Below are 342 nucleotides of genomic sequence, written 5' to 3'. Positions count from 1 at the left end.
CCAGGGCCTTGGCATCGATGTGGGTATCGCGGATGACCGCCAGCAACAGGTCGAGTACCTTGCGCTGGTTGCGCGCCGGTGCTTCGATGACGAAAGTGGTATCGGCACTGCTGGTAAAGGCGTTCCATTCCCCGCCCAGCGCCTGCAGGCGCTCTTCCAGGCCGCCTTCGCCGGTTTCATCGATGCCGCTGAACAGCAGGTGCTCAAGCAGGTGCGGCAGCTCTTTCTGCTCGCAATCGAAATCATCCAGCCCAACCCCGACCACCAGGCGTATCGCCACATGGTCACGCTCGTAGCCATTTTTCAGAATCACCTGCAGGCCGTTGGGCAACAGGTAGCCTT

At 60.8% G+C, this 342-nt stretch carries 1 protein-coding gene; it reads right to left on the bottom strand.

Annotated features, from left to right (window positions below; translation table 11 throughout):
* Positions 1–342: insulinase family protein (locus tag QWI17_RS04800; RefSeq protein WP_302721379.1), on the bottom strand; the 342-nt coding region annotated here is incomplete at both ends.

The sequence above is a fragment of the Gilvimarinus gilvus genome (assembly GCF_030518155.1).
Classification (GTDB): Bacteria; Pseudomonadota; Gammaproteobacteria; order Pseudomonadales; family Cellvibrionaceae; genus Gilvimarinus; species Gilvimarinus gilvus.
Note: the sequence above shows the minus strand (reverse complement) of the source record. Positions and strands in the feature narration are given on the sequence as shown.